Annotated in this window: 25 protein-coding genes; 10 read left to right on the plus strand and 15 right to left on the minus strand. The window is 65.6% G+C overall.

Annotated features, from left to right (window positions below):
* The first annotated feature begins 71 nt into the window (after positions 1–71).
* Entirely contained in the window at positions 72–827 is a 756-nt protein-coding gene (locus CY652_RS01835; RefSeq protein WP_102128951.1) for a DUF2968 domain-containing protein, read from the plus strand.
* 97 nt (positions 828–924) lie between these two features.
* Here the strand turns inward: CY652_RS01835 and hfq are convergent, their stop codons facing one another.
* The 3 genes from hfq to CY652_RS01850 all read right to left on the minus strand — a co-directional run bounded on the left by hfq (position 925) and on the right by CY652_RS01850 (position 4,891).
* Positions 925–1,413 carry an RNA chaperone Hfq gene (gene hfq, locus CY652_RS01840; protein WP_102128952.1) on the minus strand — a complete coding sequence of 163 codons (489 nt, stop codon included), beginning with the start codon at positions 1,411–1,413 and terminating at the stop codon, positions 925–927.
* A 250-nt stretch (positions 1,414–1,663) separates the two neighbouring features.
* Entirely contained in the window at positions 1,664–3,454 is a 1,791-nt protein-coding gene (locus tag CY652_RS01845; protein ID WP_102128953.1) for an AMP-binding protein, read from the minus strand.
* Positions 3,455–3,667: 213 nt separating this feature from the next.
* Positions 3,668–4,891, minus strand: a complete 1,224-nt coding sequence (locus CY652_RS01850) for an MFS transporter (protein ID WP_180970368.1) — start codon at positions 4,889–4,891, stop codon at positions 3,668–3,670.
* A gap of 395 nt (positions 4,892–5,286) precedes the next feature.
* Here CY652_RS01850 and CY652_RS01855 point away from each other — a divergent pair, with 395 nt between their 5' ends.
* Positions 5,287–6,690 carry an MFS transporter gene (locus tag CY652_RS01855; protein WP_258002148.1) on the plus strand — a complete coding sequence of 468 codons (1,404 nt, stop codon included), beginning with the start codon at positions 5,287–5,289 and terminating at the stop codon, positions 6,688–6,690.
* Positions 6,691–6,833: 143 nt separating this feature from the next.
* On the opposite strand, the gene CY652_RS01860 is transcribed toward CY652_RS01855, so the two are convergent.
* Positions 6,834–8,471: a methyl-accepting chemotaxis protein gene (locus tag CY652_RS01860; RefSeq protein ID WP_102128955.1), complete on the minus strand. Its 1,638-nt coding sequence runs from the start codon at positions 8,469–8,471 to the stop codon at positions 6,834–6,836.
* Positions 8,472–9,020: 549 nt separating this feature from the next.
* Between CY652_RS01860 and CY652_RS01865 the strand changes: the two genes are divergently transcribed.
* Complete coding sequence (locus CY652_RS01865) at positions 9,021–10,802, plus strand: methyl-accepting chemotaxis protein (protein ID WP_102128956.1); 1,782 nt, start codon at positions 9,021–9,023, stop codon at positions 10,800–10,802.
* 45 nt (positions 10,803–10,847) lie between these two features.
* Here CY652_RS01865 and CY652_RS01870 read toward each other — a convergent pair whose 3' ends face one another.
* The 5 genes from CY652_RS01870 to CY652_RS23740 form a co-directional block, all read right to left on the minus strand.
* Complete coding sequence (locus tag CY652_RS01870; RefSeq protein WP_102128957.1) at positions 10,848–11,813, minus strand: diguanylate cyclase domain-containing protein; 966 nt, start codon at positions 11,811–11,813, stop codon at positions 10,848–10,850.
* A 271-nt stretch (positions 11,814–12,084) separates the two neighbouring features.
* Positions 12,085–13,362, minus strand: a complete 1,278-nt coding sequence (locus CY652_RS01875; RefSeq protein ID WP_102128958.1) for an SUMF1/EgtB/PvdO family nonheme iron enzyme — start codon at positions 13,360–13,362, stop codon at positions 12,085–12,087.
* A 154-nt stretch (positions 13,363–13,516) separates the two neighbouring features.
* Positions 13,517–14,272: a helix-turn-helix domain-containing protein gene (locus CY652_RS01880; protein WP_102128959.1), complete on the minus strand. Its 756-nt coding sequence runs from the start codon at positions 14,270–14,272 to the stop codon at positions 13,517–13,519.
* A gap of 162 nt (positions 14,273–14,434) precedes the next feature.
* Complete coding sequence (locus CY652_RS01885; RefSeq protein WP_102128960.1) at positions 14,435–14,902, minus strand: universal stress protein; 468 nt, start codon at positions 14,900–14,902, stop codon at positions 14,435–14,437.
* A 146-nt stretch (positions 14,903–15,048) separates the two neighbouring features.
* A complete protein-coding gene (locus CY652_RS23740) occupies positions 15,049–15,339 on the minus strand; it encodes a hypothetical protein (protein WP_146010001.1) in 291 nt (96 codons plus the stop codon).
* Here CY652_RS23740 and CY652_RS01890 point away from each other — a divergent pair.
* Positions 15,338–16,867 carry an MFS transporter gene (locus tag CY652_RS01890; RefSeq protein WP_102128961.1) on the plus strand — a complete coding sequence of 510 codons (1,530 nt, stop codon included), beginning with the start codon at positions 15,338–15,340 and terminating at the stop codon, positions 16,865–16,867. The genes CY652_RS23740 and CY652_RS01890 overlap by 2 nt on opposite strands.
* 147 nt (positions 16,868–17,014) lie before the next feature.
* Here CY652_RS01890 and CY652_RS01895 read toward each other — a convergent pair whose 3' ends face one another.
* The gene (locus CY652_RS01895; protein ID WP_102128962.1) at positions 17,015–17,605 is read right to left on the minus strand and encodes an acyl-homoserine-lactone synthase; all 591 of its coding nucleotides are present in this window, start codon (positions 17,603–17,605) and stop codon (positions 17,015–17,017) included.
* Positions 17,606–17,768: 163 nt separating this feature from the next.
* On the opposite strand from CY652_RS01895, the gene CY652_RS01900 reads away from it, so the two are divergent.
* On the plus strand, positions 17,769–18,086 hold the full coding sequence (locus CY652_RS01900) for a helix-turn-helix transcriptional regulator (RefSeq protein ID WP_102128963.1): 318 nt from the start codon (positions 17,769–17,771) through the stop codon (positions 18,084–18,086).
* Here the strand turns inward: CY652_RS01900 and CY652_RS01905 are convergent.
* Complete coding sequence (locus CY652_RS01905; protein ID WP_102128964.1) at positions 18,070–18,774, minus strand: helix-turn-helix transcriptional regulator; 705 nt, start codon at positions 18,772–18,774, stop codon at positions 18,070–18,072. The genes CY652_RS01900 and CY652_RS01905 overlap by 17 nt on opposite strands.
* A 131-nt stretch (positions 18,775–18,905) precedes the next feature.
* On the opposite strand from CY652_RS01905, the gene CY652_RS24720 reads away from it, so the two are divergent.
* Positions 18,906–19,028 carry a hypothetical protein gene (locus CY652_RS24720; protein ID WP_258002149.1) on the plus strand — a complete coding sequence of 41 codons (123 nt, stop codon included), beginning with the start codon at positions 18,906–18,908 and terminating at the stop codon, positions 19,026–19,028.
* Positions 19,029–19,195: 167 nt separating this feature from the next.
* Here the strand turns inward: CY652_RS24720 and CY652_RS01910 are convergent, their stop codons facing one another.
* Positions 19,196–19,648 carry a DUF3005 domain-containing protein gene (locus CY652_RS01910; RefSeq protein WP_102128965.1) on the minus strand — a complete coding sequence of 151 codons (453 nt, stop codon included), beginning with the start codon at positions 19,646–19,648 and terminating at the stop codon, positions 19,196–19,198.
* A gap of 279 nt (positions 19,649–19,927) precedes the next feature.
* On the opposite strand from CY652_RS01910, the gene CY652_RS01915 reads away from it, so the two are divergent.
* Both CY652_RS01915 and epsC read left to right on the plus strand, forming a co-directional pair.
* A complete protein-coding gene (locus CY652_RS01915) occupies positions 19,928–20,161 on the plus strand; it encodes a hypothetical protein (RefSeq protein ID WP_102128966.1) in 234 nt (77 codons plus the stop codon).
* A gap of 104 nt (positions 20,162–20,265) precedes the next feature.
* Entirely contained in the window at positions 20,266–21,195 is a 930-nt protein-coding gene (gene epsC, locus CY652_RS01920) for a serine O-acetyltransferase EpsC (RefSeq protein WP_102128967.1), read from the plus strand.
* Positions 21,196–21,247: 52 nt separating this feature from the next.
* Here epsC and folE read toward each other — a convergent pair whose 3' ends face one another.
* Positions 21,248–21,913, minus strand: a complete 666-nt coding sequence (folE, locus tag CY652_RS01925; RefSeq protein ID WP_258002150.1) for a GTP cyclohydrolase I FolE — start codon at positions 21,911–21,913, stop codon at positions 21,248–21,250.
* Positions 21,914–22,330: 417 nt separating this feature from the next.
* Between folE and CY652_RS01930 the strand changes: the two genes are divergently transcribed.
* The gene (locus CY652_RS01930) at positions 22,331–23,041 is read left to right on the plus strand and encodes a 3-oxoacid CoA-transferase subunit A (RefSeq protein WP_102128968.1); all 711 of its coding nucleotides are present in this window, start codon (positions 22,331–22,333) and stop codon (positions 23,039–23,041) included.
* A 15-nt stretch (positions 23,042–23,056) separates the two neighbouring features.
* Positions 23,057–23,716 carry a 3-oxoacid CoA-transferase subunit B gene (locus CY652_RS01935; protein WP_102128969.1) on the plus strand — a complete coding sequence of 220 codons (660 nt, stop codon included), beginning with the start codon at positions 23,057–23,059 and terminating at the stop codon, positions 23,714–23,716.
* A 24-nt stretch (positions 23,717–23,740) separates the two neighbouring features.
* On the opposite strand, the gene CY652_RS01940 is transcribed toward CY652_RS01935, so the two are convergent.
* Both CY652_RS01940 and CY652_RS01945 read right to left on the minus strand, forming a co-directional pair.
* The gene (locus CY652_RS01940) at positions 23,741–23,989 is read right to left on the minus strand and encodes a hypothetical protein (RefSeq protein WP_102128970.1); all 249 of its coding nucleotides are present in this window, start codon (positions 23,987–23,989) and stop codon (positions 23,741–23,743) included.
* 151 nt (positions 23,990–24,140) lie between these two features.
* Positions 24,141–25,469: an aspartate aminotransferase family protein gene (locus CY652_RS01945; RefSeq protein ID WP_102128971.1), complete on the minus strand. Its 1,329-nt coding sequence runs from the start codon at positions 25,467–25,469 to the stop codon at positions 24,141–24,143.
* Positions 25,470–25,595: the final 126 nt, after the last annotated feature.

The following is a 25,595-nucleotide window of genomic DNA, read 5'->3' on the forward strand; positions in this document are numbered from 1 at the left end:
CCAGAAGCCGCGAAAGTGAGTAATAATGACGCCGCTTCGCCGAAAATTAAAACTGTTCACGCAGGAACTTCATGGACCATAAGTCGAAAGTTCGACAGATCGCGCTGGCTGCACTGGTGACGGCCGGGGGAATCCAGGCCGGCTGTGCGCAGACCCCGCCGGACACGACGCCGGCAGCGGCCGTCCCGACGGTACCGGCTTCGGCGCCGTCAACGGCTTCGGCTCCCGCAGTGGCCCAGACACCGGCAGTCTCGCAGGCCGTCACGCAGTCGGACCAGACACAGACTACGGCGCTCACGCCCGAGGAAGCCGGGCAAAGCGCTGTCGGCAACGTGGCCGAGCTTCAGCAGCGCATTCACGACGGGGATCTGAGCGAGTTGCGGACCACGTACAACGGCAGCTACGGGGCAAGTCTGCTGTTCTATGCAAAGGACATGACGTACTACGTTGCGCTGTTCCAGCAGAAGAATTTCTGGCGCGTTATCAAGACCGGCGACGAAGCACGCGCGGAGGCGATTTATCGCGACTTCGCGAGGCAAACCGTGCAGCTTTCGGACGTCGAAATTCGCCGGACCCAGCTTCAGGCGCAAAAGGCGTTCACCGAGCGGATGATCGCGCTTTCGCAGGACCATGCCAGCCGCCTGCAGGCCGACCTGACCATCGCGCGCCACCAGCAGTCCGTCGTTGCGGACCAACAGAAGACGACACGTGACGAGGCGAATTCGCTGCAGGCGCAGCGCGCTGCGGCAGAGGATCAACTGCGCGAACTGCAGCGCCAGATCCAGGTGTTGCAGCAGCAGGTCGAAGGCGGTTTGCCGGTTCGTTGAACGGGCGGGCGCGGGAGGCGCCCGCAGCCCCGGGTTTCATCACACTTGCGACAGACGGGTCCAGTGCCCGCTGTCCCCACTGTCGCTCATGCAAGGCTCAGCTATTGCCCGAGCCCTCGCCGCCGTTATTCCCACCGTTATTTCCACCATTGTTGCCGCCGCCGGCGACGTTACCGTATAGCCGCCGCCGCCGCGTGACGACGACGGGGCCTTCGGACGGTGCGCGCTCCGGGCCAGGCCCACCGGGCGAGTAGGATTCGCGGGGCTCCCGCGGCTCCCTCGGTTCCCGGTATTCGCGCGGACCGTGGGTGCTGTGCGGCCCGCGGCTCGAGTGTTCGCCGCCGTGCGCCGGGCGGTTGGGGCGCGGCCCGGGCCGCGTGCCGGTATCGAGCTGGATCGTCGAAATGGCGCGCTTGTAGATGCCTTGCAGGCCGACGGGCGTGCGCAGCATCACCAGGTACTGATCGAACGACTCGATGCATCCGGTCAGGCGGATGCCGTTGACCAGATAAATTTCGACGCGCTTGCGCTCTTTGCGCGCGGCGTTCATGAAGTCGTTTTGCGGATGGGATTCTGCGGAAGGCATGGACGAAATAAGGCCTGGCGGCGTGACGCCGCGATCAGTTGGAAATATTGGTTCGTCTGGATTCTACCCTGTGTCGGCCAGGTCCGCGCGAACGCAAATAATGGTTGAACTATAGCGGTTTGTCATAGGATCGGTAGTCGCCGATCCTCGCCTGTAAATGCGTCCCTGTTTTCGCGCGGATGAGGTTCGGCGCAAGCCGCATACGCGGGTTTCGCGGCGCGCGCGGCACGGATAGGCGATCCGTCAGGATTCAGGCCGACCCGGCCTTGCGAAGTTCCTCGTCGCGCAGCTCGCGGCGCAGAATTTTGCCGATGTTGGTCTGCGGCAGAATGTCCCGAAATTCGATGCCCGCCGGTATCTTGTAGCCGGTCAGATGCTTGCGGCAGAACTGGACGACCTGCTCCGCCGTCAGCTCCGGGTCGCGGCGCACGACGAATACCTTCACGCGCTCCCCCTGCACCGCGTCCGGTACGCCGATCGCGGCGACTTCGCGTACGCCGGGGTGCTGCGCGAGCACATCCTCGATTTCGTTCGGGTACACGTTGAAGCCCGAAACCAGGATCATGTCCTTTTTGCGGTCGATGAGCCGGATGAAACCGCGCGCGTCCATCACGCCGATGTCGCCGGTCAGCAACCAGCCCTCGTCGTCGAACGCTCCGGCGGTCTCTTCGGGGCGGTTCCAGTATCCCTTCATCACCTGGGGGCCCTTCACGCAGAGCTCGCCGGGTTCGCCGATTCCCGCCCACTCGCCGTCGTCTCGGCGCAAGCGCACCTGGGTGGACGGGGCGGGCAGGCCGATCGAGCCTTCGAATTCGAGCAGCCGGTCGGGATCGACCGGATTCATCGTGACGATGGGCGAGCATTCGGTGAGCCCGTAGCCTTCGACGATCGGCCTGCCGGTCAGGGCATGGAAGCGTTCGGCCACGCTCTTTTGCGTCGCCATGCCGCCTGCCAGCGCGAGCTTGAGTCCCGAAAAATCGCGGTCGCGGAACGCGTCGTTCTCGAGCAGCGCGTTGTAGAGCGTGTTGACCGCCGTGATGCAACTGAACGTCTCGCGGCGCAGCATCTGCATCATCCGCTTTACGTCGCGCGGGTTGGCGATCAGGACGTTGCGGCCGCCGAGCGCCATGAAGATCAGCGCGTTCACGGTCAGCGAGTAGATGTGGTACAGCGGCAGCGGCGTGAGCACGGTCTCGCCGGCGGTGTCGAGCTTGCCCGCCGTCCACGCCTTCGCCTGCAGCAGATTCGCGACGAGATTGCCGTGCGTGAGCATCGCGCCCTTGGCGATACCCGTCGTGCCGCCCGTGTATTGCAGGCAGGCGAGGTCGTCCGGACCGACCTCCACGGGGGCGAGCGCGCGTCGGGCGCCGGAGGCGAGCGCGTCGCGCAGTCGTACGGCCTGCGGCAGATGGTAGGCGGGCACCATCTTCTTCACGCGCCTGACCACGAAATTCAGCAGACGGCCCTTCAGGTTCGGGCCGTTGCCGAGCAGATCGCCGAGACCGGTCACGACGACGTTCCGGATCTGCGTGCCGGGCAGGGCGTCTTCGAGCGTTTTCGCGAAATTCTCGAACACGACGATGGTCTGCGCGCCGCTGTCCTTCAACTGATGGCCGAGTTCGCGCGCGGTATAGAGCGGATTCGTGTTCACGACGATCGCGCCCGCTTTCAGCACACCGAACAGCGCGACCGGGTACTGGAGCGTGTTGGGCAGCATGATCGCGACCCGCTCGCCCGGACGCACGCCCACGCCCTGCAGCCAGGCCGCGAACGCGGCCGCCTTGCGGGCCAGCTCGCCGTAGGTCATCGAGACGCCGAGGCTCACGTAGGCGACGCGGTCGCGAAAGCGCGCGGTGCAGTCGTCGAAAAAATGGACGATCGACGCGGGGCGATCGGGGTCGATTTCGGGTTCGACGTCGGGGGGATAAGAGGCGTACCAGATGCCGTCGGTTTCGGGCGGCAGGCGAGTCGCGTCCGGCGTCGCGGGCGGAATGCCGGGCGTCCCGGAGAGCGCGGCATGCGGCGGGGCGGACAGGGTCATCGATCGTTTCCTGAACGAAGCGACAGCGTGAATGGAATAACGGGCCTCGCGCGCATGATGCTATGACGAGGCGGGGAAGGACAAGGGGGCCGCGCACCCGGGAGGGTACCGCGCGGCATAAAAAGCAAAAAGCCGTGCCGTCGGGAAAACGGCACGGCCTTGCGGCCTGCGGCAAGAGAAGCCCCGAAGCTCGCGCCGTCGGGGCGTCCGTCGTCAGGCGGCGCCGGCTTGTTTGGCCGACTGGGTCAGGTCGATGCCGCGCCGTTCGCGGCTGAACAGGATCAGCACGGCGATCACGACCGCGACGGTGCCGGCCACGATGGCCATCGCCATGGCGTAGTCGTTGCCGTGGCTGGCGGCGAGCGAGGCCTGCAGCGTGGCGTTGACCGAGGCGAGCAGGTTGCCGAGCTGGTAGACGAGGCCGGGGAACGTGGCGCGAATCTCGTCGGGCGAGATTTCGTTCAGGTGGACCGGAATCACGCCCCAGGCACCCTGCACGGCGATCTGCATCAGGAACGCGCCGGCCGCGAGCGCCACCGCGCCGTGCGAGAACGCCCAGAGCGGCAGCACCGGCAGCGCGATCAGCGCGGCGATGAAGATCGCCCAGCGGCGGCCGATTTTCTCCGACACGCGGCCGAAGAACAGGCCGCCGACGATCGCGCCGACGTTCAGCGTGATCGTGATCAGCGAGACCGTATGCGGGTCGAAGTGATGCTGCTCGCGCAGGAACGTCGGATACAGATCCTGGCTGCCGTGCGAGAAGAAGTTGAACGCCGTCATCAGCACGATCGTGTAGATCGACAGCTTGAGATTGTGCTTGAGCGTCACGAGCAGGCCCGGGCGCTGGCGATTTTCCATGGCCTTCCAGGCCGGCGATTCCGGCACGTTGCGGCGCACGTAGAGCACGAGCAGCGCGGGCAGCACGCCGATGAAGAACATGCCGCGCCAGCCGATGTACTGGTACAGCACGCCGAACACGATCGAGGCGATCAGATAGCCGCTCGGGTAGCCGGCCTGCAGCACGCCCGAAATGATGCCGCGCGAGCTCGGCGGCACGGTTTCCATGGTCAGCGCGGCACCCACGCCCCATTCGCCGCCCATCGCGATGCCGAAGAGCGTGCGCAGGACGATGAAGGTCGTCAGGTTCGGCGAGAAGCCGGAAAGCAGCTCAAGCACGGCATAGCACGCGATGTTGACCATCAGCGTGGGACGGCGGCCGAACTTGTCGGCGAGGCGGCCGAAAATCAGGGCGCCGAGCGGGCGCGCGGCCAGCGTGAGCGTAATGGCGAGGGCGACAGCGGGGATTTTCGTGTTGAATTCGGTGGCGATGTCTTTCAGAACGAAAACGGTCAAAAAGAAATCGAAGGCATCCAGGGTCCATCCCAGATAGGCGGCGATCGTTACGTTTTTCTGGTCTCGCGTCCAACTCATTTCAATTCTTCTCCTGTAATTCCTGCGCCTTTTCCTTTCACGGAATAGGCCGTGTGGTGCGCCCGCATACCGCCATGCCCCGAACCTGCTGCGGCGAGTGTACGCACGGCATTAAACATGCGTTGTATATCCGGCGCAACCCGTACTAATCCCTGGAAACATTCAATAGGAATGAAAGGTTTTTGTATGGAATGAGTGTTAGACGATTCGCATCGGCCGGCGGGAGCATTGTCGTTTTCGGCGTGTTTCTGGCGATCGATCCCGCCGGGACGGGCGGTGCGCCGGCGGGTGCGTTGGCGAGGGAGCCGGCGAATCCGGTGCCCTGTCCGGCGCTCCGGCGGCGCGGCCCCTGTCTATATAATGGCCGGCCATACCGTTTCCGACTGATTCCGACCGTTCCCGTGAAGAGCAACAACAACTTTCGCATTACGGCGGCCGTCGTCGCCAGCGCGCTGTTCATGCAGAACATCGACGGAACAGCGGTGGCGACCGCGCTGCCCTCGATGGCGCGCGATCTGCACGTCAACCCGGTCCATCTGAGCAGCGCGATCACGTCTTACCTCGTCGCGCTGACCGTGTTCATTCCCGTGAGCGGCTGGATTGCGGACCGCTTCGGCGCGAAGCGCGTATTCATGTCGGCCATCGCGACGTTCACGGTGGCGTCGGTGCTGTGCGCGCTATCGCACGGGCTGTCGGGCCTGATCGCCGCGCGCATCCTGCAGGGCCTCGGCGGCGCGATGATGGTGCCGGTCGGCCGCCTGATCCTGTTTCGCCGCGTGCGGCGCGAGGAACTGCTGTCCGCCACCACGTGGCTCACCATGCCGGCGCTGGCCGGCCCGCTGCTCGGTCCGCCGCTCGGCGGTTTTTTGACCGACGCGCTGTCCTGGCGCAGTGTCTTCTGGATCAACGTGCCGGTCGGCGTGGCGGGCATGCTGCTTTGCGCACGGTTCCTCGGCCCGTCGGACGCCGAGCGCCCGCGCGCGCCAGATCTGTCCGGCATGGTGATGATCGGTCTCGCGCTGACCGCGCTGATGGTCGGCGTCGAAACGCTCGGGCGCGGCGTGCTGCCGCCGGAAGTGCCGCTCGTCGGCATCGCGGCCGGTCTGGCGCTGTTCTGGCTCACGGTGCGTCATTGCCGCCGCATCGAGCATCCCGCCATCGAGTTTCCGCTGCTGAAAATTCCCACGTTCCACGCGGCCACGATCGCGGGCAGCTTCTTCCGCTCGGGCGCCGGGGCGATGCCGTTTCTCATTCCGATCACGTTGCAGGTCGGCTTCGGGTTCAGCGCGTCGAAGAGCGGTCTGATTTCGCTTGCGAGCGCGCTCGGCACGTTCTGCATGCGGCCCATGACGCGCTTCGCGCTGCGCTGGCTGTCGGTGCGCACCGTGCTGATCGGCGGCAGCATTTCGTTCGCGGCGATGCTGGCCGTGTGCGCGATGATTTCGCCGTCATGGTCGGATACGGCGATCTTCGCGCTGCTGCTGGTCGGTGGGCTGAGCCGTTCGCTCTGCTTCGCGTCGATGGGCGCGCTCGCGTTCGCCGACGTGCCGCAGGAGAAGCTGTCGGCGGCCACGTCGTTCCAGGGGACCGCACAGCAGTTGACGAAGGCGGTGGGCGTGGCGATCGCCGCCGGCTCGCTGCAGTTGACGATGCTGCTGAGCGGTCGCACGCACGCTTCGCACTTCGATTTTTCGTGCGCGTTTTTCGTGATGGCGGTCGTCGTGCTGGCGTCGTGGCCGATGTTCGCGGCGCTGCCCGCCGATGCGGGCGAGGGCATTTCGGACGCGAAGCGCCGCGCGGCCTGAAGCGGGCGCAATCCGCCCGCGGCCGGCGCGGCGGAATGGAAATAGTCCATTGAAAATGCCCGGCATCCTGTGCAGGATGCCGGGCATTTTTATCGCATCGCGAGCCCGACGGCGTCGCGCAGACGTCGGGCAGACTTGAAGAATCAGACGCCGGCCATGATCGCGCGGCGCTCGGCGCCCGGCGATTTCGCGGACCGGGTATGTCCGGTCGTCGTCGGCAGTCGGTGCGCACCGCCCGTCTCGGCGACGTGGAATACCGCCACCGCTTCGCGCAACTGCTGGGCCTGCGCGGACATCGAGAGGGCGGCGGCCGTCGTCTGCTCGACGAGCGCCGCGTTTTGCTGGGTGACGCGGTCCATCTGGCTGATGGCCTGATTGACCTGCTCGATGCCCGTGCTCTGTTCGAGGGACGCCGCGGCGATCTCGTTCATGATGTCCGTCACGCGCGCAACCGAACGCACGATTTCGTCGATCGTCGTGCCCGCCTCGTCGACGAGCTTCGAGCCGGTTTCGACCCGGCCGACCGAGTCGCCGATCAATTCCTTGATTTCCTTCGCGGCGCTCGCGCTGCGCTGCGCGAGTGCGCGGACTTCGGTTGCGACGACCGCGAAGCCGCGGCCCTGCTCGCCGGCGCGAGCCGCCTCGACGGCCGCGTTCAGCGCGAGGATGTTGGTCTGGAACGCGATCGACTCGATCACGGTGATGATGTTCGCGACCTTCGTCGAGCTCTCCGAGATGCCCTGCATCGTCTCGACCACGCGGCCGATCACGTCGCCGCCCTGACGGGCGACGCCCGAAGCCGCGGTCGCGAGCGTCGTCGCCTGCTTCGCGTTGTCGGCGTTCTGGCGGACCGTCGCGGTGAGTTCTTCCATGCTCGAGGCGGTTTCCTCGAGCGAGGCCGCCTGTTCCTCGGTGCGCTGCGAGAGGTCCGTGTTGCCGGCGCTGATTTCGCCCGACGCGGTCGCGATCGAATCGGCCGAGGTCTTGATGCCCGCGATGACCTGCGTGAGCTGTTCCTGCATGCGCTTCATCGATGCGAGCAGGCTCGACTGGTCGTTGCGGTCGACGTCGACGGTCGTGGTGAAATCGTTGGCGGCGATGCGCTGCGCAATCGACGACGCGTAGGTCGGCTCGCCGCCGAGCGAGCGGATCACGCCGCGGTTCAGGAGCACCACGATCCCAGACAGCACGATACCGAGCACGACGAGAATGCCCAGGTTCTGATAGAGCGTTGCGCGGAAGGCGGCGTCGATGTCGTCGATATAGACGCCGGTCGTGAGAATCCAGTCCCACGGCTGATAGCCGATGTCGAAGGCGAGCTTCGGCGCGGGCACGGTCTCGCCCGGGCGCGGGAACGCGAACGTGCGGAAGCCGTGCCCGTGCGCCTTGATGAGCGCGACCGACTGGCGGAAATAGTAGACGCCGTTCGGATCCTTGAAGCTATTGACGTCCTTGCCGACCATCGCCGGGTTGTTCGGCTGCATCAGCACGACGTTCGAATTGAGGAGCGTGAAATAGCCTTCCGAGCCGTAGCGGATGTTGCTGACGGCTTCCATCGCGCGGCGCTGGGCCTCCGCGACGGGAATCGTGCCGGCGTCGGCTTGCGCGGCGAAGGTCTTCACGACGGTCAGCGCGATTTCGCCTGCATGCTGCAGGTCGGCCTTGCGTTCTTCGAGCCGTATGTCGCGGGCGTGATAGGCGTCGTAGACAGACAGGCCGGCAAGGCAGACCAGACTCAGGATGAGGGGCAACCACAGCTTCTGGACAAAGGACAGTTTCATATCGAGGGCGATCCTGTTGAGCGGGACTTCGTCAATTCACCGTGCAGTACTTGCGGCGCACTGGCGGGCCGGTGTCGGGATCGGAGGGGAAACGTTTGCGCCTGCGCGCAAGGCCGAGCCGCTGTGGACGGCATAAGGCGTTCATGATTTCCCCATTGGCGCCCCGGATTGCCTGCGGCAGGTCTCGCGCCGCAGGGCAGGGCTTGTCCGTTGTCCGGCCGCCGGGTCGACTATCAGCAATCCCAGGAACATCCCGTTTAGTCGTTGCGCCGACGGTACGGGCGAAGTCTATGGGCGTTGGGTGGCAATCGACAATTGAGTAAATCTATTGGATTCACCAATAAAAACGATGAGTTGCCTCGATTCCGCGAATGCAAGTATCAGCCGCTGTAATAACTATTGAGAATCCATGTAGGAAAATGATCTAAGGGTTTCTACCTATCTTGCCGTAAACCTGGATGCAGGGATACAGCGGGCGTTGTGGAAACGGGTCGCGCCGCTCGGGAAACCGGTATGCCCTGAATCACTTATTTCCAAAGGTATTCCAGGATGAAGTTTCTCGAGTCGCTTGCAATAGGTAAGAAGCTCTGGCTGCTGGCACTGGTTTCGATGTTCGGCATCATGGTGTTGACGGCCGTCTTTTTGGTATCGGAGCGCACGTTGCTCATGCACGAGCGCGAACGGGGCGTCACGCAGGCCGTCGATTCGGCGTTCGGCGTGCTCCAGTACTACGGCAAAAAGGTTCAGGACGGGACGCTTTCCGAAGCGGACGCGAAACAGCAGGCGATCGCGGCGATCGGCACGCTGCGCTACGACGGCGACAACTACTTCTTCCTCATCGACGAAAACGCGCACGGCATCATGGACCCGGAGGACGCGGGGCTGGCGGGCAAGGATTTGAACGATGCAACCGACGCCAACGGTCTGCACGTGTTTCAGGCGATGGCCGAGACGGCCCGGCAACACGACTCCGGCATCGTTTCCTACGTATGGCCGCGGCTCGGCGGCAGCCAACCCCAGCCTAAAATTTCCTATGTGCGCCGCTTCGCGCCGTGGGGCTGGGTCATCGGGTCGGGCGTCTACGTCGATACCGTCCAGTCGGACATCCTGCGCCGCGCGCTGGACTTCGGTCTCGCCGCCGTCGTGCTGGCCGCCATCGTACTGGCGATTTCGTCCGTCATCGGCCGTTCGATCACCGGGCCGCTCAACCGGGCGCTGTCGATCGCGGATACCGTGGCCGCCGGCGACTTGACGAGCCGCATCGACGCGCAGCAGGGCGAGAACGAAACCGGGCGGCTCCTGCACGCGCTGAAGAACATGAACGACAGCCTCGTCGACATCGTCGGCCGGGTGCACGGCGGCACGGGCCTGATCGCCTCGGCCTCGAGGCAGATCGCGGCGGGCAACCTGGACCTGTCGTCGCGGACGGAGCAGCAGGCGGCGTCGCTGGAGCAGACGGCGGCCACGATCGAGCAGCTCGCCTCGACGATCAGCAGCACGGCGGAAAACAGCCATGTCGCGAGCCAGCTCGTGACGGAGGCGGCCACGATCCTGCAGGGCAACAGCGAATTGATGCACACGGCCACGCGGCAGATGCAGGGAATCAGCCGCTCGTCCGAGAAGATGTCCGAGATCATCGGCGTGATCGAATCGATCGCCTTCCAGACCAACATCCTCGCGCTCAATGCCGCCGTGGAAGCGGCGCGGGCCGGCGAACAGGGCCGCGGCTTCGCCGTCGTGGCCGGCGAGGTGCGCAGCCTCGCGCAAAAAAGCGCGACCGCCGCGAAGGAGATCAAGGGGCTGATCGACGATTCGGTCAATCAGATCGAGGAAGGGCGAACCACGGTGGAAAAGGCGGATTCGGCGATACAGGAAATGGTGGTCAACGCCGGACGCATGAGCCAGATCGTCAACGAGATCGCGCAGGCGAGCCGCGAGCAGCACGACGGCATCAACCAGATCAACCAGGCCGTCGGCCTGATCGATTCGGCCACGCAGCAGAATGCGGCGCTCGTCGAGGAGGCGGCGGCCGCGTCGAAGTCCCTGCAGGAGCAGGCCGGCACGCTCGAGCAGGTGGTCGGCGTGTTCAAGCTCGGCACGCGTGCCGAGCCGACCGGCCAGGCCGCGACGTCGAACGGAGCCGCAAAGCCGGCACCGGCGGTTCCGGCTGCGCGCAAGGCGAGCCTAACGCCGGTGCGGCCGGCACAGCCGCCGCGCGCTCCGGCGGTCAAGCCGGCGGCGCCTCCGGCTACCGCCGCCGCGCGCCAGCCGGCTCCGCTCCCCGCGGCGCAGGAAGCGTTGGCCGGGCAGGAGGACTGGACCGCGTTCTAGGCGCGTCGCGACCCGGTGACGGCGCGCGTCGCGGCGGGGGGCAGGTCACGCCGTCGTCGGGGACGTGTCCGACCTCGGCAGGTCCGGGGCGCACCAGCCCCAGCGGCCCTTGCCCGACCGCTTGACCTCGTAGAGCGTGCGGTCCGACTTCAGCAGCAGTTCGCGTATGTCCGACGCCTGGTCGGGGTAGAGACAACCGCCTATGCTGGCGCCCACGCGGATCGCCATGCCGTCGACGGCCATCGGCTCGCGTAGCCGTTCGACGATCCGGTCGCAGGTCGCTTCGATTTCGCGGAAGTCGGCGGGGCCGGGCATCAGGACGCCGAATTCGTCGCCGCCGAGCCGGCACGCGAGGTCCGTTTCGCGCACCGTCGCCTTGAGGCGCTGCGCGACGGTGCGCAGGACGACATCTCCGGCATCGTGCCCGTAGGTGTCGTTGATCTGCTTGAAGCCGTCGAGGTCGATCATCAGGAAGGCGATGCGGCCGCGCGGTCCGCCCCCGGCGATTTCGCGCTGCCACCGCTCCTGCAGACTGCGGCGGTTCGCCAGTCCGGTGAGCGGGTCGTGGAGCGCGAACCCCGTCAGCATCTCGTTGAACCGCTTCTGCTCGGAGATGTCCTGAAAGACGCCGATCGCCACCTTCGTGTCGTGAACGATGGCGCCGCAATGCTGGAGCGTGCGAACCCCGCCGTCGAACCGGCGGATTTCGAGCTCGATGTTGGGAATCTCCGTCACGCCCGTGCTTTGTTCGGAGGCGAAGTGCTTCCAGACCTCGCGGGCCAGCGCGCGGTGCTTTTCGTGGATGTAGGTGACGTCGATGAACTGGTCGACATTCTGGAAGTAGCCCGGCGGATAGCCGAACAACGCGCCGAACGCGCGGTTCGTGAACTGGATGACGGCACCGGGCAGCGTCGCCCACGACACGGCAATGGGCAGGGCATCGAGCACGCCGTAGAGCGTCTGGAACGAGTGAAGAGCGAGGTTCTTCGCGAACTCGCCGTGCTGCTCCATATCGCCTCCCTGCGATAACGCGAAGCCGGTTCGACCTGCGCTCTGCCTATTGCGGCCTGCTGTCCGGATGTCTCTGCGCGCAGGGGCCGAGATCACAACGGCGGGAAATACGCGGCTATCTTAGCAAGCAGTGCCAGGCCCCGGCTTTTTGCGTGACGTGGCGCGGGGCGGGGGAGGCCAGGGCGAATCCGCCCGCCGCCGGAATCGGCCGGCGGTACGCGGGAAGCGAGCGTTTCCGACGGACACGCGCCGCTCAAACGTGCGAAGCCGGTCAGCTCCGGACGCACCGGAATCCGGCATAGACGTGCTGATATCTCGGCTGGAACCAGTTGCGAAACGTCGGGCGCAGCATGCACGCGGCCGTTCTGGGAGACCCGCCCTTGAGCACGTAGTGCCGGCCATCGAAGAAATTGGCCGAATAACCGGGATAGAACGGGAACGGCGCGAAGCCGGGGAGCGGGCCGAACAGCGTCGAAGTCCATTCCCAGCCGTTGCCGTGCAGGCCTTCGACGCCCCAGTCGCTGACGCTTTCCGAGGCTGTATCGACGGCGGTCGGCGTCCAGCGCCGGAAATCGAAGTTGTCCGTCGACGAAGGGCGGGCGCCTTGGGCCGCTCGCTGCCACTGGGCCTCGGTCGGCAGTCGCATGCCGCGCCAGCGCGCGTAGGCGCTGGCTTCGGCGTGGCTGACGTAGACGGGCCAGGCCGCCGGCAGCGCGATGTCGGCGAACAGCGTGCGCAGCCGCCAGTCGCCGCGATGGCGCGACCAGCCCGCCGGATGCTCGATGCTCGCCGTCGTGCGCCATGCCCAGTCCTCTTCGTTCCAGAGCGATGGATTGCGATAGCCTCCCGCTTCGACGAAGTCCAGGTAGGCCTCGTTGCTGACCATGTAGCGATCGATCTCGAAGGCTGGCACGTCGATGGACTGTTCGCCGAATTCGTTGTCCCAACCGAAGTCGCCGGCGTTTTCCGTCATGCCGAGCGTGGTCTTGCCGGCGGGCACGGCGACCATCGACGCATCGACGCGATGATCTGCGCGATCCGCGATCGTCGCGTCGGCTGGCGCCCGTTTCTGCTCGATCGGAAGCTGATGCAGCATGTAGGCGAGCGTTTCGGCGTGCATGAGGCGATGTTCGATCGCGACGTTCAGCAACTGCGATGCGCTATCGGCTTTTTTCCCGCCGGCCGGCGGCTCGAGCGAGGCGAGTTGTCCGTCGATCTGCTCGCGCGTATGCCGGGCGTATTCGCGTACGCGGGCGAGCGCGGGCCAGTCGGACGGGACGTCGGCGGGCAGCGCGCCGTCCACCGGATCGATGCCGAACGCGAACAGCGTATCGAGCCGTTCGTCGGGCGACGGCAGTTCGAGCAACCGTCGGTCGAGCAGATTGCGGTCGAACGCTTCGAGGTGACCGACGTAGAAGACGATCCGATGACGTTCGCGAATCGGACGCTCGTAGAGAAAATCGGGGCGGACGAGATCGAACAGGGCGTCGCTGACGGCACGCGCGTCGTGCAGACGCCCGACGAGAGCGGGCAGAGGGGAAAGGCTCATGCGTCGGTTCTCCCTGCGGGGCGATGAAGAGGCGCTACGCCCATGCAGGAGATGTGCCAACGCAGAAGAGCGATGGTCCGGATGCGGGGGTGCCGCCCCGGCGAGACCCCGGCGGAACGGCGTCAAGCAGCCGTCGCCGGGGTGATCTGCCTGTTTACAAGTGCTGCAGGCCCTCGAGGTCGATGATGCGGATCAGCTTGCCCTGTGCCCCGATCAGGCCACGCTTTTGAAATCTTGACAGGGTGCGGCTGACCGTTTCGAGTGTCATGCCGAGATAGCTGCCCATGTCTTCGCGCGTCATGCGGAGGTTGAATTCGGCATGCGAGTAGCCGCGCTGGCCGTTGCGTTCCGATACGTCGATCAGGAAGGCCGCGACGCGCTCGTCCGCGGACAGCGAGCCGAGCACCATCATCTGGGACGATTCGCGCAGGAGCTGCTCGCCCATCAGCCGGTGCAGGCGGTCCAGCATGGCGCCGGTCTCGCGGCACATGTGCTTGAGCGCCGTGTAGGGCACGATGCAGACCGAACTGTCCTCAAGCGCGACGGCCGTGCAGGTGTGGACGTTGTCGCTGAGACCGTCGAATCCTATCGGCTCGCCGGCGAGCCGCAGGCCCGTGACCTGTTCGCGCCCGTCGCGATGAATCATGACGGTTTTCAGGGAGCCGGAGCGGACCGCATACAGATTGTCGAGCGGATCGCCGACCCGATACAGCGCCTCCCCGCGCCGAATGCTTCGCGCCGTGCAGATCAACGCTTCGAGCTTGGGCATGTCTTCGTGCGTGAGGCCCTGCGGCATGCACAGATGACGCATCGCACAACTGGAGCATCGTGCCGCGCTGCGCTGACTGGCCACAGGCGGATGGCTGCCGCGACGCACTGTGGAATGGGAGGCAATATTCGGAGTTAACATTGACCTGCTCCTGTGATCTGTTTGAAAGCATTGTCCCACTGGAGCACGAAAGTTGATCGGTGGCAAAACGACGCGTTTTTGAGATGAGGTGTGCGTGCCATCGAGGCCCGGCGCCGCGTGGCGGCACCCGCCGATTGGGACTGCGACGGCACACGACGAAGGTCAAGTTTCGGCGGACTGGGTGCCGGCCGCCGTCGGAATCAGCAGGACCGGCCGCGTCGACTGGCGGACGCAGCGCTCGGCGACGCTGCCGAGAATCAGCCGCTGGAATCCGCGCCGGCCATGCGTGCCCATCACGATGAGATCGGCGTTGAACGCCCTGGCGGCGTGCAGCAGGAGCGTCGGCACGTCGTCAAACGACGCCGCCTCGCCCGAGACCATTTCGCCCGAAAGACCGCGCTCGCGGATGACCTGGTTCATCTCGGCGGCGAGCTCCTTGCCCTGCGCGATCATCTGGTTGCGCAGGATGGACGGATCGTAGCCCGGCGCTTCGAAATACATGGGCGTGTTCTCGATGACGTAGTACGGCTGCAGCGTCGCGTCCATGGCCTTCGCCAGTTCGAGCGCCGCGTCGAACGCGCGGCGCGAGGTGTCGCTGCCGTCCACGGCAACGAAGATGCGCTTGTACATATCAGGCCTCCGCTTCGGGTAATGGACGGCGCGTGGGCATGGCTCCCGGTCCGGGCGGCCGGACGATATTGCTGTGTATCCCGAACGGATCGGTCGGGAGCATTGCGCCGACTGTGTCTGAAAGATGAATTCGGCGGGGCGCGAAGTCAAGGGGCAAATCGGATGCGCCGGCGCAGGTGCGGGTTTTTACTGCCCGTTTTTGGCTGGAGCCTGCGTCCGACGGAGCGAATCCGGCCGCGCGAGCCGGCGAGAAAGCGGAAAGAAGCGGCGGAAAAGGCGAGCGGCCGGGCGGCCAGCCCGGAAGGCACGTCGCAGCGCACAATCTTGCGCATACCGCGCCATAAGGCTATCGTGGCGTCTTTTTCGCGAGTTGCCGCGTTTTCGTCCGTGAATCCGACTCCCGCCGCCCTGCCTTTTCGCAACGCCTTGCTGGCCATGCTGGGCATCGGTCTCGTCAACATGCTGGTCGCGCTCGACCAGACCGTCGTCAGCACCGCCTTGCCGTCGATCGTCGCCGAACTGCACGGCTTCCAGTACTACGCGTGGATCGCCAGCGCCTATCTGCTGGCTTCGATCGTGACCGTGCCGGTGTTCGGCCGGCTCGGCGACTACTTCGGCCGCAAGCGTTTCGTCGTCGCCTCGGTGATCGTGTTCACGGTGGCGTCCCTGCTGTGCGGGCTCGCGACCGACATGCGCTTTCTCGCCGTCGCCCGCGCGCTTCAGGGCGTGGGGGGCGGCATGATGGTCGGCACGGCGTTCGCCTCCATTCCCGATCTCTTTCCCGATCCGCACGCGCGGGTGCGCTGGCAGGTGGTGATGGCCGCCGCCTACGGCATCGGTACGGCGGCCGGCCCCTCGCTCGGCGGCTGGCTGAGCCAGCATTTCGGCTGGCGTTCGACGTTTTTCGTCAACCTGCCCGTGGGCGTGCTCGCGTTTTATTTCATCTGGGCGCATCTGCCCGACTACCGGCGCGAGCGTTCCGGCGAAATACGGATCGACTGGGCCGGCGCACTGCTCGTCGCGCTCGCGCTGGGCGGCTTCCAGATGTTCATCGAGGCGGTCCCGAAGGACGGCCTGACGACCGGCAACGTCGTGCTCGGCGCGGCCGTCGTGCTGTTCGTCGCGGCGCTGCTCGCATGCGAGCGCCGGGCCACGCACCCGATGATCCCGCTCGACCTCTTTCGCGATCCGCAGCTCGTGACGCTGTTCCTGCTCTCGACGCTGTCCGGCTTCGTGATGTTCTCGCTGATCTTCTTCGCTCCGCTGATGCTGCAGGGCGGTTTCGGCCTGTCGCCGCAGGAGGCTGGGCTGCTCGCGACGCCGATCGCGGCCTGCATCGCGATCGGCAGCCTCATCAACACGCGCATCGTCATGCGCCTGCCGAAGCCGACCCTGACGCTGACGATCGGGTTCGGTCTCCTCGCCGCGGCCTCGGTCGGGCTGGCGCTCTCGAACATCGGCACGTCCCACTTGTGGCTCGAATTGTCGATGTCGGCAGTGGGCATCGGCCTCGGCTTCATCCTGAACAACCTGAACGTGTTCGGTCAGGAGATTGCGGGCCGCGAGCGCTTCGGCATCACGACGGCGCTGCTGCAATCGACGCGGATGGTGGGGGGGATGCTCGGCACCAGCATCGTGGCGACGCTCGTCAACCGGCGCTACGTGGACGGGGTCCAGGATGCGATCCGGGTGCTGGGTACCGCCGTCACCGAGCGCTGGCAGCCGCGGCTGGCGGACCCGCAGGTGCTCATCGACGTCTCGCTGCGCGATTCGCTGCTGGCCCAGTTGCGCGCGGCTGGTCTCGACGGTCCGGCGTTGCTCGACGCCGTCCGGCACGTACTCGTGCAATCGATCCATATCGGCATCGCCCTGACCGGCTGCGCGGCGCTGATCGCCGTGATGCTCGTGCGCCGGATCTCGCACATCCGTTTCGGCAAGCCGGGCCAGAGTGCTTCAGCCAAGTGAGGCAGGAAGGGTAAGGCAGGATTCCGCCCGCTCCGGCCGCGCGACGGACGTCGGCGCCGGGTGACGGGTGGCCGGGGCAGCCGGAACGGCTGCGGCGAGGGGGCTGCCATGCCTGCGTTCGGGGTGCCGTGCTGCGCACGGGGCAGGTCAGGCCGCGTTGGCCATCGGTCCGAACAGGGCGGTACGCGTTTGCGGGCTGACGGCGATCTCGAGCGCGACCGCGTTTTCGACGCCGATACGGATCGGCGAGCCGAGCCGGCCGAGCTCGATGCCGGTGCGGCGCAGGAGCCGTTCTATCGGCGTGGTGGTCACGGTGACGTAGCGTGTGATGCCCATGCGGTCGGCGAAGCTCACGAGCGCGTGGATGGCGTGCATCGTCACGTCGGCGAAGCCGAACGACTGGTCGCCGCCGGCTTCGATCGCGAACCGGCTCAGCTCCCAGATATGGTGCCCGGCGGGCGCCGTGTCGCCATGCAGCAATTGCGGGAACGTGTCGCGCAGCATGTTGGGACCTTCCGTCGGCATCAGTCGCCAACAGCCGCGCACCTGGCCGCCGGTTTCCTGAATGAGCATGTAATGCGGGCCCAGCGCGTCGTAGCCGTCGATTTCCATGCCAGCGATAGTCGGCACGTCCCAGCCCATGCGGTCGCGAAATACCCGTGCCCGCAGGCGGTACATCTCGTTGATATCGTCGTTGTCGAATTCCTGCCTTAAGCCAATCCGGATTGAAGCTTGCATGATGTTCTCCCGATTAACGTATTGGGCTTGCCAATACGCATCGAAAGTTATGCATTCTGAATAGAAAAAACACCTATTCAACTGGATAGGTGTGCAGCCGGGTCCAGTTCAGCAGAATGGCTGGGCGGCAGCCACTCAACACGCATAACAGGCGGAATACATCATGGAACTACAGGGAAATTACTGGCAGGCAGAGAGCGCATCCGTCCGTCCGTCGGGGGAGACGCCATCGATCGTCGATCGGATCCAGATCATTGCGTACAGGAAAAAGAAAAAGGAAAGCCAGCGGCGTTTCTGGGCACGCTTTGGCGTAACGCAGTCGAGGGGAAGCCGGTTCGAATCAGGCGCGGATATTCCGGCGCCGGTTTCCATTCTGCTCGGACTGTATTTCAACAAGACGATTTCGGACGGCGATCTCGGTCGGGCCGAACGCGTATTGCACCGGCCTCACGCGAGCGTATTCGCTACCCCGGGGCAATAAGTCCGAGCTGAGTCGCGATCACGGCTGCCGCACGCCGCGAATTGACGCCGAATTTTGCCCGGATGTTTTTCATGTGAAAGTTAACCACGGCTTCCGAGCAGCTCAGAATATGGGAAATTTCCCATGTGGATTTGCCGCGCGCGGTCCATTCGAGGCATTCGCGCTCGCGCGGCGTGAGCTTCGGAAGGAGCGTCTGCTCATGCCGACTGAGGTAGCGCTGACTCGTGTCGATCACAAGATCGCGCAGCAGGACGAGATTCGGCAGGGCGCGGTTCACGTCGTTCCAGAACTTGTCCGTCGGGTTCGTGTCGTTGACGAAGCACAGCATGCCGGCCTCCTGCCTCGGGCCGTGAATCGGCAGGGTCACGCCCGCGCGCAGGCCGTGCGCGCACGCTTCTTCGTACATCGACTGCTGCGGCCGGGTCGAGAAAATTTCGGGCGACCAGATGAGGGGCGAGGCGTGAGTCGCGCAATGCGAGACGATCGGGTCGATGTAGACGAGACCCTGCCGGTCGTAGGTTTGCCGCCACGACGACGCATAGTTGGTACGGATGAACGCGTCTTCGAAACGTAGCCCCGGGCGCGGCAGAATGCCGAGCAGAACCTGACTGAACCCCCACGAATCGGCGAGCCGTTCGATGGCGCCGAACCACGTTGCCTCTTCGGGGGCATCGAGGACGGGCGACATCTGCTCTATGAAATGTAATGGCACGTCAATACTCCCCCAGAGGGCGGCAGGTCGAATCGCGGGTGAAACCGGGACGGGGCTGCTTTTCTATGCCGGGTAATTTATCACCAAATTCTATCCGGATTATTGGTATGTTGATTCAAATGTTGCGCGAGACTCAAGCAACGGTGCGGAATTACGGGTTTCCGCAACGATTGTTTCGCCATTTGATTGAAAATCATTTCATTTTTGCCCGTCTGGCGGCGCCGGCATAAAATCGGCCGTGCCGATAATTCCGGTATTCGGGTTCGACGCAAAATCCCCTGTTGACATTATTGGTTTATTCGGATCACGTTTGCAAAAAATCCGGAAACGACCGGATCGATTCGACCCAGATGGGTGGCCGGGGCGGGCGGACAGGCGGTCCCGGCCGTTTCCGTCGTCAGCGTTTCGACGGCTTGAACTCGATAATGCGCGTCGGCCGCAGGTGATTCAGCGCGTAATGAATGCGTCCGGGGCTATGGCGCTCGCCGGCCGCGCGCGGGTCGACGAATTGCCAGTCGAAACCGTAGGGCATCAGCGGTTCGGCCATGCCCCGGTCGACGGCTTCGTAGCCCGGATCGAGGGCGAGCCGCAGGCGATGGCCCGTCGGCCGGCTGTCGAAGCCGGCGAGTCCGTCGCTGGCCTCGGGCACGTTGTCGTCGAGCGACGCGTTGCTGGTCGTGATCTCGTCGGGGCCGATCGGCCCCAGGCCGGCGAGTCGCGCGGCCTCGTGATTCTTGCCGTCGGTATCGACCGTGCTGTCGTGGGTGCGGTCGTTGTTGAGGTCGGTGCTGCGGGGGTAGGGGGACAGCGGCCGCGGCGAGGCGGGCACGCTTCTGGTGCGGTTCGTCATGGGTTCCTCCGTGCGGGGAAGATCCGGGCATCCGGTTTGGCGCAAGCGTCGTTCCCGCGCTTGCCGCGCCCGCCCGAATGCGGAGCGGTTCGTCATAAGAACGCCGTATCGTGATTTTGTTTTTTGCCTGGATCGGCGTTTTTCCTCGGAGTATGATCCTCTTTCAACGAGTTGGCGCGCTGACCCTCAACGGTCCGGACAAAAGGCCGGATGCGGCTGTACCGCGGATCCTGACGCGCCTGGCAGAACGGAAGAGGCAGTCAGGGGCGGATGACACACATGCACTTCGACGCTGCATTCACGCATCGCGGCTACTTGCTCAATTGTGCGCCGGCGCTTGCGGGAGACGGAACCTGGCAACCCTACGTGGTGATTTCGCGCTCCAGCGACGGCGAACTGGTCGCCAACCGCTTTTTCCCCGCTGACTTGCGATTTGCCGACGAAGCGGCCGCCATCGCCCACGCGCGCGAGTGGGCCGTGTGCTGGATCGACGCGAGCAGCATCGTCGTCTGACGGCGCTTTAGGCCAGGCGGCCTTCGGCGGGCCGGCGCAAAACGCGGTAATCTCTGGGGTCGATTGACTCCTCAGTGCAGACCCGCAGTCGCTGCAGCGCCATCATGCCAAATTCCTCTCCCTCGAACTGGGGCCTCGAACAGATCGTCGCCGACCTGCGCGCATCGCGCGAGCAGTTGCACCGCACCCGTCACCCGCTCGGCATTCGCGAGCTGCCGTCGCGCGATGCGGTCGCCAGCATCATTGCCGGACTGCGCGCCGCGCTCTTCCCGACGCACTATGGTGCGGCCGATTTGACGGACGAAAGCGTCGACTACTATGTCGGCCATACGCTCGAAAGCACGCTGCGTCTGCTTGCCGAGCAGATTCGCCGCGCGTTGCGGTTTCGGCCCGAGAACGCGGAAGCGACGGAAGCGGCGCTGAAATCCCGGGCTTTCGCGATGGCGCGCGAATTCGCGGCGCAATTGCCGGACATTCGCGCGATGCTCGCGAGCGACATCCAGGCGGCGTTCACCGGCGATCCGGCCGCGCAGCACATTACCGAAATCCTGCTCTGCTATCCGGGCGTTCTCGCGATGACGCATCATCGCTTCGCTCACGCGCTGTACAGGCTCGGCGTGCCGCTCCTCGCGCGCCTCATCAACGAGATCGCGCATTCGGCGACGGGCATCGACATCCACCCCGGCGCGCAGATCGGTTCCAGCTTCTTCATCGACCACGGCACGGGCGTCGTGATCGGCGAGACGGCGATCATCGGCGAGCGCGTGCGGCTGTACCAGGCGGTGACGCTCGGCGCGAAAAGTTTCGCCGCCGATCTGGACGGCAGCCTCGTCAAGGGCAATGCGCGCCATCCGATCGTCGAGGACGACGTGGTGATCTACGCCGGCGCGACGATACTCGGGCGCGTGACGATCGGTCGGGGTTCGGTCATCGGCGGCAACGTCTGGCTCACGCACAGCGTGCCGCCGGGCAGCAGCGTGAGGCAGGGCAAGGTGCGCGAGGTCGAGCGCGGCGAGGCCGATCCGCACGCCTGAAGCGAAGGGGCGCAGCCGTTTCTGGCCGCGCCGTTCCACTCCGGCTTGCGGTTCAGGTGTTGGACAGGCCCATGGCCGCCGGATGGCCGACGATCGCGAGAAATTCCCTGCGCGTCGACGGATCGTTGCGGAACGCGCCGAGCATGCGCGAGGTCACCATCGCGACGCCGGCCTTGTGTACGCCGCGCGTCGACATGCACTGGTGCGACGCTTCGAGGATGACGCCGACCCCCTTGGGTTGAAGCACCTCGTTGAGCGTGTCGGCGATCTGCGCGGTCATCTTTTCCTGAATCTGCAGGCGCTTGGCGAAAGCGTCCACGAGCCGCGCGAGCTTCGAGATACCGACGACGCGGTGTTCGGGCAGATAGGCGACGTGCGCGCGGCCGATGATCGGCACCATGTGGTGTTCGCAGTAGCTCTCGAAGCGGATGTCCTTCAGCACGATCATTTCGTCGTAGCCGTCCACCTCGGAGAACGTGCGCGACAGAATCTCGCGCGGGTCCACTTCGTAGCCCGCGAAAAACTCTTCATAGGAACGCACCACGCGCGCGGGCGTGTCGATCAGGCCTTCGCGCGCCGGGTCGTCCCCGGCCCAGCGCAGCAATACGCGCACGGCTGCTTCCGCTTCTTCGCGCGTCGGACGATTCGCGCCGGCCGGTTGCTTCGTCTTGTTCGCCTTCTGTTTCCGGTTACGGCTTTCCGCTTTCTGATCGGTCATGCATGCACTCCTGTCGGGGGCGTCGGGCCGGTAGCTGGCCCGCAGCCAGTCCGCATTGTTCCATGTTTTGCCGGCCGCCGCCGGAGCGGGGTTCGGCCCTCGATGGCGCGCTGCCAGGCCGGATGTGCCGCACGATGCGGGCATGCCGATGTGTGTGCTGCCGACGGCTGTAAGCCGACGTGCGGCCGGCCCCGCTGTCTTGACAGCGAGTCAGCCCGGCCCGGATAATGCAAATCGTTCGTTAATCGAATAGATGTTCTTTTGGCGAACGGTTGAAGCGGGATTGGGGTGAGAGAAAGTCAACCAGAAAATCAGGCAGACACAGGAAAGACGAAAAAAACGGCCGTGCGACTTCCCCCGTCGCCGTACCGCCAGCGCGGTCCTGCGCCGTTCGTCATTCCAGCTTCAGGAATCGGCATGATCAACAAGATTTTCGAGTCGCTGCAGTCGGCCGTGGCCGACGTTCACGACGGCGCGACCGTGATGATCGGCGGCTTCGGCACGGCGGGCATGCCCGCCGAACTGATCGACGCGCTCATCGGGCAGGGCGCGCGCGACCTGACGATCGTGAACAACAACGCGGGCAACGGCGAAACGGGTCTCGCGGCGCTGCTCAAGGCGAAGCGGGTGCGCAAGATCATCTGCTCGTTTCCGCGCCAGAGCGACTCCTGGGTGTTCGATTCGCTCTATCGCTCCGGCGAAATCGAGCTCGAGCTCGTACCGCAGGGCAACCTCGCGGAGCGCATTCGCGCGGCGGGCGCCGGCATCGGCGGCTTCTTCACGCCGACCGGTTACGGCACGAAGCTCGCCGAAGGCAAGGAGACGCGGCTCATCGACGGCCGGCACTATGTGTTCGAGACGCCGCTCGCGGCCGATTTCGCGCTCGTCAAGGCTTACCGCGGCGACCGCTGGGGCAATCTCGTCTACCGCAAGACCGCGCGCAACTTCGGGCCGATCATGGCGAGCGCCGCGAAAGTGGCGATCGCGCAGGTCTCGGAGGTGGTGCCGCTCGGCTCGCTCGATCCGGAAACGATCGTGACGCCCGGCATCTTCGTGCAGCGGATCGTCGAAGTGCCGCAGGCGGCGCACGACGCCCCGGCGCGGCCATCCGCCCGCCGCGCGGCCTGAGAACGGAGACACGCAATGAAACGGTTGAACCGCGATGAAATGGCGAAGCGCGTCGCCGGGGACATTCCCGAAGGTGCTTACGTGAACCTCGGCATCGGCGTGCCGACGCTGGTCGCGAATCATCTCGACCCGAACAGGGAAATCTTCCTGCACAGCGAGAACGGCGTGCTCGGCATGGGGCCGGCGCCCGCGGCGGGCGAAGAGGATGACGAACTGATCAACGCCGGCAAGCAGCACGTGACGCTGTTGCCGGGCGGCGCGTATTTCCATCACGCCGATTCGTTCGCGATGATGCGCGGCGGTCATCTCGACTACTGCGTGCTCGGCGCGTTCCAGGTGTCCGTGCACGGCGACCTCGCGAACTGGCACACCGGCGCGCCCGACGCGATCCCGGCCGTGGGCGGCGCGATGGATCTCGCGATCGGCGCGAAGCAGGTCTTCGTGATGATGGAACTGCTGACGAAGCAGGGCGAAAGCAAGCTCGTCGCCGAATGCTCGTATCCGGTGACGGGGGTGCGTTGCGTGAACCGCGTCTATACCGACCTCGCGGTGTTCGACGTGATGTCCGGCGGGCTCGCCGTGCGGGAAATCTGCTCGGACATCGATTTCGAAACGCTGCACAAGCTCGCGGGCGTACCGTTGATCGACGCGACGCAGGACCGGCGCGCCGCCTGATTTTTCTCGTCGTCTGCGCGGGCGCTATTCCTCCGGATTGCGCTCGGCGACGTAGCGGCGCAGGCTCGCGAGCAGCGCCGCTTCCCGCGCGCGGTTGTCGGCTTCGCTCGGCGAGCCGGCTTCGGCCTCGTCGCCGAACAGCGAGCGCGGCGCGTCGTAGACGTCCACCTCGCGGCCATCGCTGAACACGCGGATGTCCCGGCGCTGCGGCCGATATTCGGCGACCCAGTGGATGCCGTCGATATGCGTTCCCGTGCGGATCGGTGCTTTCATCGGCGTTTCTCCACGACACGCCGGCGCGGCCGGCGATATGACTGACTCCAGTCTTCCCCACGATACGCCGTTGGTCGGTTCCGCGTATTTCGGGCGCAACGCCGGGATGTGCCGCGCCGTCGCGCCCGGCGGCCTCTATTCCTGGCTCCCGCTACGCCAGGGTCGCGAGCACGGCGCGCACGGTGTCGAAGAGCTGCCCGATCTGCGCCTCGCTGATGATGAGCGGCGGCGAGAACGCGAGAATGTCGCCGGTATAGCGGATCAGCACGCCGGCCTCGAAGCACCGTACGAACGCCTCGTAGGCGCGCGCGCTGGGCGCGCCTTCGCGCGGCTCGAGTTCGATGCCCGCGACGAGGCCGAGGTTGCGAATGTCCTTCACGTGCTTCGCGTCGCGCAGCGCGTGTGCGGCGGCCTCGAACGTCGGCGCGAGGCTGTGGGCCCGGGCGAACAGGTCCTCGCGGCGATAGAGGTCCAGCGTCGCGACGGCCGCTGCCGCCGCGAGCGCGTGCGCCGAGTAGGTGTAGCCGTGGAACAGCTCGATGCCGCCCGGCGCGCCGCTGCCGACGATCGTGTCGTGGATCGCGCGGCTCGCGGCCACGGCGCCCATCGGCACGGCCGCGTTGTTGATGGCCTTGGCCAGCGTCAGGAGGTCGGGCGTCACGCCGAAGTATTCGCTCGCGGTCGCCTTGCCGAGGCGGCCGAAACCCGTGATGACCTCGTCGAAGATCAGCAGGATGCCGTGCTTCGTGCAGAGCTCGCGCAGCCGCTGCAGATAGCCTTGCGGCGGAATCAGCACGCCGGTCGACCCGGCCATCGGCTCGACGATCACGGCGGCGATGGTCGAGGCGTCGTGCAGCGTGACGATGCGCTCGAGCTCGTCGGCGAGGTGCGCGCCCCAGGCGGGCTGACCCTTCGAGAACGCGTTGTGCTCGAGGTCATGCGTGTGGGGCAGGTGATCGACGGCCGGCAGCAGCGCGCCCGAGAACGTCTTGCGGTTCGGTGCGATGCCGCCCACCGAAATGCCGCCGAAGCCCACGCCGTGATAACCGCGCTCGCGCCCGACGAAGCGCGTGCGCTGGCCTTCGCCGCGCGCGCGGTGATACGCGAGCGCGATCTTCAGCGCGGTATCGACCGATTCGGAGCCGGAGTTCGTGAAGAAGATGCGGTCGAGCCCGGCCGGCATCAGTCCGGCTACCTTCGTCGCGGCCTCGAAGGCGAGCGGATGGCCCATCTGGAACGTCGGCGCGAAGTCCATGCGCGCGGCCTGGGCCTGGACGGCGGCCACGATCTCGTCGCGGCAGTGGCCCGCGTTCACGCACCACAGGCCCGCGCAGCCGTCGAGCACCTCGCGGCCGTCGGTCGAGCGGTAGTACATGCCTTTGGCCGATTCGAGCAGGCGCGGCGCGGCCTTGAACTGGCGGTTGGCCGTGAACGGCATCCAGAAGGACGAGAGATCGTCGATGGCGGGGTGCGAGGTCATGGGGAGCTCCCTGGAAATGAACAGTGTCACTCTAGCGCCGGGGCTTGAAGCGCGGCATAGACAGTCTCTATACTGCGCTGATAACTGTGCTGGCCGATTGTCGTCAACTGTATTGATCGGACCGAT

The sequence above is a fragment of the Burkholderia sp. WAC0059 genome (assembly GCF_002870125.1).
Lineage (GTDB): Bacteria > Pseudomonadota > Gammaproteobacteria > Burkholderiales > Burkholderiaceae > Paraburkholderia.